Annotated in this window: 9 protein-coding genes and 1 pseudogene; 8 read left to right on the top strand and 2 right to left on the bottom strand. The window is 75.3% G+C overall.

Going from position 1 to position 10220, the window contains the following annotated elements; genetic code table 11:
* The first annotated feature begins 199 nt into the window (after positions 1-199).
* Positions 200-1162, top strand: a complete 963-nt coding sequence (gene nuoH, locus LQ51_RS18090) for an NADH-quinone oxidoreductase subunit NuoH (RefSeq protein WP_046567286.1) — start codon at positions 200-202, stop codon at positions 1160-1162.
* 148 nt (positions 1163-1310) lie between these two features.
* On the opposite strand, the gene LQ51_RS18085 is transcribed toward nuoH, so the two are convergent.
* Positions 1311-2357: a glutathione S-transferase family protein gene (locus tag LQ51_RS18085; RefSeq protein WP_046567284.1), complete on the bottom strand. Its 1047-nt coding sequence runs from the start codon at positions 2355-2357 to the stop codon at positions 1311-1313.
* Positions 2358-2446: 89 nt separating this feature from the next.
* Here LQ51_RS18085 and LQ51_RS18080 point away from each other — a divergent pair, with 89 nt between their 5' ends.
* Positions 2447-2869, top strand: coding sequence for an ester cyclase (locus LQ51_RS18080; RefSeq protein WP_046567279.1), 423 nt, complete (start codon positions 2447-2449; stop codon positions 2867-2869).
* On the opposite strand, the gene LQ51_RS18075 is transcribed toward LQ51_RS18080, so the two are convergent.
* The gene (locus tag LQ51_RS18075; protein ID WP_046567277.1) at positions 2850-3425 is read right to left on the bottom strand and encodes a Uma2 family endonuclease; all 576 of its coding nucleotides are present in this window, start codon (positions 3423-3425) and stop codon (positions 2850-2852) included. The two genes, LQ51_RS18080 and LQ51_RS18075, sit on opposite strands and share 20 nt — an antisense overlap.
* Positions 3426-3529: 104 nt before the next feature.
* Here LQ51_RS18075 and LQ51_RS18070 point away from each other — a divergent pair, with 104 nt between their 5' ends.
* The 6 genes and pseudogenes from LQ51_RS18070 (at position 3530) to LQ51_RS18045 (ending at position 10189) form a co-directional block, all read left to right on the top strand.
* Positions 3530-4114 carry a NuoI/complex I 23 kDa subunit family protein gene (locus tag LQ51_RS18070; protein ID WP_082159509.1) on the top strand — a complete coding sequence of 195 codons (585 nt, stop codon included), beginning with the start codon at positions 3530-3532 and terminating at the stop codon, positions 4112-4114.
* Positions 4111-4755: an NADH-quinone oxidoreductase subunit J family protein gene (locus LQ51_RS18065; RefSeq protein ID WP_046567275.1), complete on the top strand. Its 645-nt coding sequence runs from the start codon at positions 4111-4113 to the stop codon at positions 4753-4755. Before LQ51_RS18070 ends, LQ51_RS18065 begins: the two co-directional genes overlap by 4 nt.
* Positions 4752-5084, top strand: a pseudogene (nuoK, locus tag LQ51_RS33430) (NADH-quinone oxidoreductase subunit NuoK); the annotation flags it as partial. The gene LQ51_RS18065 and the pseudogene nuoK, both read left to right, overlap by 4 nt.
* Positions 5085-5266: 182 nt before the next feature.
* Positions 5267-7192, top strand: a complete 1926-nt coding sequence (locus LQ51_RS18055) for an NADH-quinone oxidoreductase subunit 5 family protein (protein ID WP_046567274.1) — start codon at positions 5267-5269, stop codon at positions 7190-7192.
* Positions 7189-8694 carry a complex I subunit 4 family protein gene (locus LQ51_RS18050; protein WP_046567273.1) on the top strand — a complete coding sequence of 502 codons (1506 nt, stop codon included), beginning with the start codon at positions 7189-7191 and terminating at the stop codon, positions 8692-8694. The genes LQ51_RS18055 and LQ51_RS18050 overlap by 4 nt, the downstream gene beginning before the upstream one ends.
* A gap of 31 nt (positions 8695-8725) precedes the next feature.
* Positions 8726-10189 (top strand): NADH-quinone oxidoreductase subunit N, encoded by a 1464-nt coding sequence (locus LQ51_RS18045; RefSeq protein WP_046567272.1) that lies wholly within the window; start codon positions 8726-8728, stop codon positions 10187-10189.
* Positions 10190-10220 lie beyond the last annotated feature (31 nt).

Raw genomic sequence — 10220 nt, 5'->3', positions numbered from 1 at the left:
CGGCCGCGGGGGACCGTCCCGCGCGCCCGGCCGCGGGGGACCGTCCCGCACGCCCGGCCTCGGGCGACCGTCCCGCACGCCCGGCCTCGGGCGACCGTCCCGCGGACGCGGCGGAGCGGCCCGTGCCGGGTGAGCGACCGACCGGACCGGCGCGGCAGGAGCCGACCGGGGACGCCGCGCCCGAGGAGGGGAAGTCCTGATGCCCGTCTGGCTGGAGGTGGTCCTCCGGGTGGCGGGCGTGCTGGTCGCCTTCCTCGTCCTGCCGCTGATCGTCGGCCAGACCGAGCACAAGGTCATGGCGCACATGCAGGGCCGGCTCGGCCCGATGTACGCGGGCGGCTTCCACGGCTGGGCGCAGCTCGTCGCCGACGGGATCAAGTTCGTGCAGAAGGAGGACGTCACCCCGCGCGACGCGGACCGGCCGGTGTTCCGGCTGGCGCCCGCGGTGGCGCTGGTGCCGTACCTGCTCGCCCTGCTGGTGATCCCGCTCGGTCCGGGCGACCTGGTGGGGCAGCCGCTGGACATCGGGCTCTTCTTCGTGCTGGCCGTGGTCGGCATCGGGGTGCTCGCGGTGCTCATGTCGGCCTGGGCCTCGGCCAACAAGTACAGCCTGCTCGGTGGGCTGCGTGGCGCCGCCCAGCTGCTCGGCTACGAACTGCCGCTGGTGCTGGCCGCCGCCTCGGTGGCGATGGCCGCCGGCACGCTCAGCCTCTCCGGCATCGTCGAGGCGTGGCGGCCGTGGTGGCTGCTCTGGCAGGCGCCGGCCATGGTGATCTTCTTCGTCGCCGGGCTGGCCGAGATCCGGCGGCCGCCGTTCGACATGCCGGTGGCCGACTCCGAGCTGGTCTTCGGCTATATGACCGAATACACCGGCCTGCGTTTCGCGTTCTTCCTGCTCGCCGAGTACGTCGGCATCGTGGTGATCGCGGCGCTGACCACCGTGCTCTTCCTCGGCGGCTGGCAGGGCCCGTTCGCCGACGCCCAGCTCGGCTGGCTCTGGACCCTGATCAAGGTGTTCGCCGTCGCGTTCGTGATCATCTGGCTCCGGGTCAGTTATCCGCGCCTGCGCGAGGACCAGCTCCAGCGGCTCTGCTGGCTGGTCCTGGTCCCCCTCGCCCTGGCCCAGCTCGTCCTCACCGCCGCCGTCCGCCTGGCGCTGTAGGGCGGTCCCCGCCGCGCGGCTGGCGTCGCGGGACGGGCCCCGCCACTCGGCTGGCGTCGCGGGGCGGCCCCGGCCGGCCGGCTGGCGCAGCGAGGGCGGTCCCCGCCGTGCGCGTTCGGCAGCGGCGGGGACCGCCCGACCCGTGGTCTCAGCGCAGCGGCGTGTGCGCCGGGTCGACCCGCTCGGCGGGCGGGGGCGGCGGGGGCGGGGTGCCGTCGCCGAAGGGCCGGCCGCCGAGCTGCTCCCGCCCGTGCGGGGTGAGCCAGTTGGACAGGTCGGGGCCGAGCGGCACCACACCGGTCGGGTTGATGTCCCGGTGCACCTCGTAGTAGTGCCGCTTGATGTGGTCGAAGTCGATCGTGTCGCCGAAGCCCGGGGTCTGGAACAGGTCCCGGGCGTACGCCCAGAGCACCGGCTGCTCGGACAGCTTCTGCCGGTTGCACTTGAAGTGACCGTGGTAGACCGGGTCGAAGCGGACCAGCGTGGTGAAGAGCCGCACGTCCGCCTCGGTGATCGTGTCGCCGACCAGGTAACGCTGCCCGGCCAGCCGCTCGCTCAGCCAGTCCAGCCGGTCGAACAGCCGGTGGTACGCCTTGTCGTACGCCTCCTGGCTGCCGGCGAAGCCGCACCGGTAGACCCCGTTGTTCACGTCCGCGAAGACCACCGCGTTGACCTCGTCGATCTCGTCGCGCAGCGGTTCCGGGTAGAGGTCCGGCGCGCCCGGCCGGTGGTACGCGGTCCACTCGGTCGACAGGTCCAGGCTGATCCGCGCGTAGTCGTTGGTGACCACCTGCCCGCTCGGCACGTCCACCAGCGCCGGCACGGTGATGCCCCGCTCGTACCCGGGGAACCGCTTGAAGTAGGCGTCGGCCAGCCGCTCGATGCCGAGCACCGGGTCCCGGCCCGCCGGGTCGAGGTCGAAGGTCCAGCTGCGCTTGTCGTGGGTCGGGCCGGCCACCGCCATCGAGATGGCGTCCTCCAGTCCGAGCAGCCGGCGGACGATGATCAGCCGGTTCGCCCACGGGCAGGCGCGGCTCACCGCCAGCCGGTACCGGCCCGGCTCCACCGGCCAGCCGTCGCGCCCGTCGGCGGTGATCCGGGTGGCGATGTAGCGCTGGTCCCGGGTGAACTCGCCGCCGGGCTCGACGTACTTGCCGCCGGTCCGGTCGAGGATCTCGTCGCCCTTGTCGCTCACGCCGCCTCCCGAGGTTGTCGTCGGCTCCCATCATGGCCGCTGGCGCGGCCGCTGGCAGGCCGAGTGGGCCGGCCGGCTACGCTGCCGCGGTGACCGACCTGGAGGCGACGGCCCGACGCTTCATCGCCGACGTGTGGAACGCCGGCCGCGAGGAGAGCGCGTACGACCTGGTCGCCGGGGACTGCCCCGGGCTGGGCGGGACCGGGCCGGCGGCCGCGCTGGCCTGGCACCGGGAGCGGCGGGCGGCCTTCCCCGATCTCCGCTACAAGATCGTCGAGCTGGTCGCCGCCGGTGACCGGGTGGCCGTGCACTGGCGGGCCGCCGGCACCCAGGCCGGCCAGTTCGGCCCGGTGCCGCCGACCGGCCGGGTGGTCAGCTACTCGGGCGCGTCGTTCCTGCGCTTCGACGACACCGGCCGGATCGTGGACGTGTGGAGCGTCAACGAGCTGTTCCAGGTCCTCCAGCAGCTCGGCGTGGAGATGCTGCCCCCGCTCAGACCCGGCGAGGTGTGATCCGGCTGATCGGCAGGTTCACCGGAAAGGGCTCGCCGGTGTCGACGAACTTGGTCCACCGGCCGGTCTCCGTATAGACCTCGTGCACCGGATCGATTTTGTACGTGTAGACGACGAGACCCTCGTCCTCGATCTCGATCCGCCAGTAGAACGGGATCCCGGCCTGCGCGTAGAGCGCCGGCTTGAGGACGCGGTCGATGGACCGGGTGCTGGGCGAGACGATCTCCACGGCGAGCACGACCTCGTGCGGCTCGTACCGGGACGGCTCGCGGGCGGCCGCGGCCGCGGTGGTGACCAGCACGTCCGGGATGAAGGAGCGGGTGCGGTTGATGCGCACCTCCACACCCTGGGTCACGTCGTACCCGTCAGGGCAGTCCTCGTCGAGCGCGACGCCGAGCAACATCGCGATGCTCTGGTGGATCCGGGTGGGGGAGGGGGACATGAGCAGCACTCCATCGAGCAGTTCGCGGCGGCGACCGTCCTCCGGCAGCGCGTCCAGATCGTCGGTCGTCCACCCGCGCTCCGGCGGGTGGTCGCTCTCCAGCGCGGCGGTCATCGACAGGTCCTTCCCGGTGCGTCGTTCTCCCCGCGCTCACGATACCGCCGCCAGGAGCCGGGTGGTGGTCGCGCGCGCCGTGGCCACAGGGCAGGATGGGCGGCATGAGCGAGCGCGTTGGCGGGCACGGCGAGGGGCTGGTGAAGGGCCTGGCGGTCACGCTGAAGACGATGACCCGCCGCTCGACCACCCAGCAGTACCCGGACGTGGCCCCCGAGCTGCCGCCGCGCTCGCGCGGCGTGATCGCGCTGCTGGCCGAGAACTGCACGGTCTGCATGCTCTGCGCCCGGGAGTGTCCGGACTGGTGCATCTACATCGACTCGCACAAGGAGGAGGTGGCGGTGCCCGGCGCCGCCCGCCCCCGCCAGCGCAACGTGCTCGACAAGTTCGACATCGACTTCTCGCTCTGCATGTACTGCGGCATCTGCGTCGAGGTCTGCCCGTTCGACGCGCTCTACTGGTCGCCGGAGTTCGAGTACGCCGAGTACGACATCAAGGACCTGCTGCACGACAAGGACCACCTGGGCGAGTGGATGGGCACGGTCCCGCCGCCGCCGGCGCACGACCCGCACGGCGAGCCGTCCAAGGAGGAGACCACCGCGGCCCGCAAGGCCGCCGCACCCGCCGCCCGGCCGACCGGGGTACGCCCCGAGCCCGGCGCGGCGCAGGGCGGGGGAACGCCGTCATGACGGGTGCGGACGTGCTGCTGCTCGCCCTCGGCGCGGTGGCGGTGGGCGCGGGCGCCCTGGTGGTCGGCACCCGGCACCTGGTCCGGGCCGGCCTCTGGCTGGTGGTCTGCCTGGGTGCGCTGGCCGGCGACTACCTGGTGCTCAGCGCCGAGCTGGTGGCCTGGGTGCAGGTGCTCATCTACGTCGGTGCCGTGGTGGTGCTGCTGCTCTTCGCGGTGATGCTCACCCGGGCCCCGATCGGCGTCTCCGACGATCTGGACCGACCCGGCTGGCCGGCCGCGCTGGTCGGCGGGGGCAGCGCGCTGGGCCTCGCGGTGCTGCTGGTGGACGCGTTCCGCTGGTCCCGGGTGGAGCTGCCCGCCCCCGGCACCGCCGAACGCCTCGGCGAGCAGGTGTTCCGCTCCTGGGTGCTGCCGTTCGAGGTGCTCTCGGTGCTGCTGCTCGCCGCGCTGGTGGGCGCGATCGTGCTGTCCCGCCCGGACATCGGCCGCCCCGGCACCGGTCCGGCCGGTACCCCGGCCGGCCCCGACCGCACCGGCACGGGCCCGATCGGTGCCGGCGTGCCCACCGCCGCGCCCGCCGGCCCGCCGGCGGCGGGCGCGCCGGCCGGTGGGCGCAGCGACGAGGGCGGGCCCCGGTGAGACCGGTCATCCCGTACGTCACCGCCGCGCTCCTGTTCGGCCTCGGCGGGTACGGCGTGCTGCGCCGCCGCAACGCCGTGCTGGTGCTGATGGCCGTCGAGCTGATGCTGAATGCGGTGAACCTGATCCTGGTCACCGCCGACACCACGGTCCGGGCCCAGTTGCCGCACACCGGCCAGGTCTTCGCGCTCTTCGTGATCGTGCTCGCCGCCGCCGAGATCGGCGTCGGGCTGGCCATCGTGCTGCAGCTCTACCGCCTGCGGGCCAGCGTCGCCGTCGACGACGTGCCGCTCACCGAGGCCCCCGTGCCGGCGACCGCCACAGCCGCCGCCGGCATACCGACCCCGGCCGCGACCGCACCGACCCCGGGCGGGAGCGCACCGACCCCGGCCGCGACCGCACCGACCCCGGGCGGGAGCGCGCCGACCGCGGGCGGGAGCGCGTCGACCGCGGGCGGGAGTGCGTCGACCGCCGGCGGGAGCGCGGGCGACGATCCGGCGGAGGAGGCGCGGTGACCGGGCTGCTCGCGGTGACGCTGCCGGGCGTACCCCTGCTCGTGGGTCTGCTCGGGTTGCTGCTGCCGCCCTCGCCGGCGGGCGCGGCCACCGGGGCGGACCGGGCCCGGCGGGCGGCGATCACGCTCGGCGTGGCCGGCGCGGCGGTCGCGCTGGTCGTCGCGGTGCTGCTGATGCTGCGGGTGGACGGACCGGTCGAGGGCTCGACCACCTGGGTCGACCTGGGCGGGTTGCCGGTCACCCTCGGGTACCGGCTGGACGGGGCGGCGCTGCTGGTCGCCGTGGCGGTCAGCGCGGTGGCCCTGGCCGTGCAGGTCTACTCGATCGGCTACCTGCGGCGCGGGCCGCACGACGACGTCGACGTGGACCACCGCTACCCGCCGTACGCGGCGCAGATCAGCCTCTTCACCGCCGCGATGCTGACCGTGGTGGTCTCCGGTGACCTGATCCTGCTGCTGGTCGGCTGGGAGGTGATGGGCATCTGCTCGTACCTGCTCATCGCCCACGACCGCCGGTTGCCCGAGGCGCCGGCGGCCGCGATGAAGGCGTTCCTGGTCACCCGGGTGGGTGACGTCGGCTTCCTGCTGGGCATCGCGCTGCTCGGCGTCGGCGCGGGCAGCTTCCGGATCGCCGACGTGCTGGCCCACGACTATCCGGCCGGCACGCTCACCGTGGCCTGCCTGCTGCTGCTCGCCGGGGTGGCCGGCAAGAGCGCCCAGTTCCCGCTGCACACCTGGCTGCCGGACGCGATGGCCGGCCCCACCCCGATCTCCGCCCTGATCCACGCGGCCACCATGGTCGCCGCCGGGGTGTACGCGGTGGCCCGGCTCTATCCGCTCTTCGCGCAGGCCCCGGCCGCGCTCGCCGTGCTCGGCGTGCTGGCCACCGTCACCCTGCTGCTCGGCGCGTTCGCGGCCACCGCCCAGGACGACATCAAGCGGGTGCTGGCCTGGTCGACCGTCTCGCAGATCGGCTACATGACCGGCGCGCTCGCCGTCGGGGCGCCCGCCGCGGCGCTGTTCCACCTGCTCACCCACGCCGCGTTCAAGGCGCTGCTCTTCCTCGCCGCGGGTGCGGTGATCCACGCCGTCGGCACCACCCTGATGTCCCGGATGGGCGGCCTGCGTCCGGCCATGCCGGTGACCTTCTGGTGCATGGTGGTCGGGCTCGGTGCGCTGGCCGGCGTGCCGCCGCTGGCCGGCTTCTGGAGCAAGGACGGCGTGCTCGCCGCCGCCGAGGCCGCCGCGCTGGACGGCACCGGCCCCGCGCCGGCCTGGGTGGGCTGGCTGGTCTGGCTGGGCGGGCTGCTCGGCGTCGCGGTCACCGCCTGGTACGCCACCCGGCTGCTGCTGCGCACCTTCCTCGGCACCGCCCGCATGCCGCTCGCCCGGCCGCACGACCCGCCGGCCGTGCTGCGCTGGCCGGTGCTGCTGCTGGCCGTCCCGGCCGCGCTGCTCGGGCTGGCCGCGTTCGCGCCCTGGTTCGCCGACCGGCTCCGGGTGCCCGCCGACGACAGCGGGCCCGCCGTCGAGCTGGTCCACCTGGCGCCGAACCTGCTCCTGCCGTTCCTGCTGCTGCTGGCCGGGGCGGGCGTTGCCTGGGCCGGCTGGCGCCGCGACCCGGCCGCCGACCCGGCCCGCTTCCTGGGCCCGCTGCGGCCGGTCTTCGCCCGGGCGTTCCGGCTCGACGACGTCCAGCACGCCCTCGTGGTACGCCCGACGACCGGACTGGCGCGGGCCGTGCGGGCCGGCGACGAGCTGGGAGTGGACGGCCTGGTGGAGGGGAGCGGGCGCGCGGCCACGGCGCTCGGTGCCGGGCTGGCCGGGCTGCACCGGGCGGCGCTGCCCCGGGCGGCGGCGGCGGTGCTGGCCGGCGCCCTGCTGATCGGGGTCGCCGTCGCGCTGATCGGGGTAGCCGCATGACGTGGGGACAGTTCCTGCTGGTGGCGGTGCTCGCGCTGCCGGCGTCGGGCGCGGTCGCGGCGGCCCTCGTCCCGGGCGACCGCGCCGGCCGGCTGGTCGGCACGGCCGCCGCCGGCCTGACCCTGCTGGCCACCCTGCCACTGGTCGGCGGCGACCACGGCTGGTTCGGCTACGGGCCGCGGCCCGCCGTCCAGCCCTGGCACCGGCTCGACCTGCCCTGGGTGCCCGGCCTGGACCTGCGCTTCCACCTGGGGGTGGACGGCATCTCCTGGCCGCTGGTGGTGCTCACCGCCCTGCTCACCGTGCTGTGCTGCGGGTACTCGCTGTGGCGGGTGCCGGCCGGCGGCAGCGGGCGGGCCCTGGTGGCGTTGCTGCTGGTGGTCGAGGTGGGCATCCTGGGCACCTTCCTCGCCCTCGACCTGGTGCTCTTCTTCCTCTTCTTCGAGGTCGTCCTGCTGCCGATGTACGCGGTCATCGCCGGCTGGGGCGGCCCGGACCGGCGGCGGGCGGCCCGCAAGTTCGCGCTCTACACCCTCTTCGGCTCGGTGCTGCTGCTGGTGGGCGTCTACGTCGTGGTGGCCGCCGCCGGCACCGCCGACCTGATGGTGCTGACCGGCGGCGCCGGGCTGTCCCGGGGCACCCAACTGGCCGCCTTCACCCTGCTGGCGCTCGCCTTCGCGGTGAAGAGCCCGCTCTGGCCGCTGCACTCCTGGCTGCCCGACGCGCACACCCAGGCACCCACCGTGGGCAGCGTGATCCTCGCCGGGGTGCTGCTCAAGATGGGCACGTACGGCCTGATCCGGGTGGCGGTCGGGGTGGCCCCGGAGGGTGCCCGCTGGGCCGCCCCGGTGCTCGGGACGCTCGCCGTCGCGGCGATCCTGGTCGGCGCGCTGGTCTGCCTGGCCCAGGACGAGCTGAAGCGGCTGATCGCGTACTCCAGCGTCGGGCACATGGGCTTCGTGCTGCTCGGCGTCGCCACGCTCACCGCCACCGGCGTACAGGCCGCGCTGATCGGCAACATCGCGCACGGCGTCCTCACCGGGCTGCTCTTCTTCCTGGCCGGGGCGATCAAGGACCGGGCCGGCACCGGGTCGCTCGCCGAGCTGTCCGGGCTGCGGGAGAGCGCGCCGCGGCTGGCCGGGCTGCTCGGCTTCGCGGCGATCGGCTCGCTCGGCCTGCCCGGCCTGGCCGGCTTCTGGGGCGAGGCGTTCGCCGTGGTGGCCGCCGTGCAGCGGGGCGGCGGGCTGTGGATCACGCTGGCCGTGCTGGCCGCGCTGGGCGGGGCGTTGACCGCCGCGTACGTGCTGCGGCTGCTGCGGCGGGTCACCCACGGCCGGCCCAGCCCGGCGGTGGGCCGGCTGAGCCCGGGGCTGGCCGGGGCGGAGTTGACCGCCTGGACGCCGCTGGTGCTGCTCGCGCTCGCCGTGGGGCTGGTCCCGGCCCTCGTCCTGTCCTACGCCGCCGGACCGGTCGCGGCCCTGCTGGGAGTGGTGACCAGATGAGCGGGCGGCCGCGAGCGAACGGGGTGCCGGCGTGAGTCTGGTGCAGAGCGTGGACCACGTGGCGCTGCTGCCGGCGTACCTGGCCGGCGGCACGGCCGTCCTGGTGCTCCTGGTCGACCTGCTGGTGGCCCGGCCCGCCGTGACCGTGGCGGTGGCGGCGACCGGGTCGGCGGTGACCGCGCTGGGCGCGGCGCTGGCCGGTACGGGCGGCACCCGCCGCACGTTCTGCGTCGGCGCCGACTGCTCCTGGCTGTACGGCGGCCGGGCGGCCCTGGTCGCCGTGGTCTTCGCGCTGCTCACCCTCGGGGTGCTGGCGCTCTCCGGTCCGCTGCTGCGCTCCGGCCGGGTGCCGGTGGGGGAGTACTGCTTCCTCCTCGCCTGCGCGCTGACCGGTGGTGTGGTGCTCGGCGCGGCCGGTGACCTGATCACCCTGATCGTCGCGTTGGAGACGCTCACCCTGCCGCTGTACGTGCTGGTCGGCCTCCGCCGGGGCAGCCTGGCCGGGGCGGAGGCGGCGGTCACCTTCTTCGTGGTCAGCGTGGTCGCCACCACGCTCACCCTGCTCGGTGCGGCGCTGCTCTACGCGGTCGCCGGGAGCCTGCACCTGGACCGGCTCGGTGCCACCCTGGCGGCCCGGGACGACCTGCTGGACCTGCCGTTGACCACGGTCGCGGTGGCGCTGGTGGTGGCCGGGCTGGCGTTCAAGGTCGCCGCGGTGCCGTTCCACGCCTGGGCGCCGGCCACCTACGACGGGGCGCCGCTGCCGGTCGCCGCGTACCTCTCCACCGCCTCCAAGCTGGGCGGCGTGGTGGCGCTGCTGGCGGTGGTCGAGCGGGCGCTACCGGCGAGCGTCACCGGGCCGGTGCTGGCGGCGCTGGCCGTGTTGACCATGACGGTGGGCAACCTGGTGGCGCTGCGGCAGCGGCGGACGGTCCGGCTGCTCGCCTGGTCCTCGGTGGCCCAGGCCGGTTACATCCTCGCCCCGCTCGGCGCGCTGGCGCTGGCCGGCGGCCGCACCGCCGACGCCCGGGCGGGCGCGTACGCGGCGGCCGTGGCGTACGTCGTCTTCTTCGTGCTGCTGGAACTGGCCGCCTTCGCCGGGGTGGTGGCGCTGCGACCGGCGGACGGCGACGGCGGCACCCTGGCCGACCTGTCCGGCGCGGCCCGCCGGCACCCCTGGGTGGGTGGCGCCTTCGCGCTCGCGCTGATCGGGCTGGCCGGCCTGCCGCCGGGCCTGGCCGGGCTGTTCGCGAAGGTCACCGTGGTCCGCGCGCTGCTGGCCGGGCACGCCGGCTGGCTCGCCCTGGTGGTGGCGGTGAACGCGGTCCTCGGGTTGGCCTACTACCTGCGGCTGGCCGCCACCCTGTACGCGGCGCCGGGCCCGGCGACCGCCCGGCCGGGCCGGGCGGTGGCGCTGGCGCTCGGGGTGGCCACCGCGCTGGCGGTGCTGCTCGGCTTCGCGCCGCAGGTGGTGCTGGAGGTGGCCGGCCGCTGAGGGGTGTTTCGTCCCCTGCTGCCCGGCTCGT

It is taken from the genome of Micromonospora sp. HK10 (assembly GCF_000982955.1).
Lineage (GTDB): Bacteria > Actinomycetota > Actinomycetes > Mycobacteriales > Micromonosporaceae > Micromonospora.
Note: the sequence above shows the minus strand (reverse complement) of the source record. Positions and strands in the feature narration are given on the sequence as shown.

What these genes read in the sequence shown, in the direction of transcription:
- LQ51_RS18050 (WP_046567273.1), top strand. Translation starts at nt 7,189, where the DNA reads ATGACGTGGGGACAGTTCCTGCTGGTGGCGGTGCTCGCGCTGCCGGCG.
- LQ51_RS18070 (WP_082159509.1), top strand. Translation starts at nt 3,530, where the DNA reads ATGAGCGAGCGCGTTGGCGGGCACGGCGAGGGGCTGGTGAAGGGCCTG.
- nuoH (WP_046567286.1), top strand. Translation starts at nt 200, where the DNA reads ATGCCCGTCTGGCTGGAGGTGGTCCTCCGGGTGGCGGGCGTGCTGGTC.
- LQ51_RS18065 (WP_046567275.1), top strand. Translation starts at nt 4,111, where the DNA reads ATGACGGGTGCGGACGTGCTGCTGCTCGCCCTCGGCGCGGTGGCGGTG.
- LQ51_RS18075 (WP_046567277.1), bottom strand. Translation starts at nt 3,425, where the DNA reads ATGACCGCCGCGCTGGAGAGCGACCACCCGCCGGAGCGCGGGTGGACG.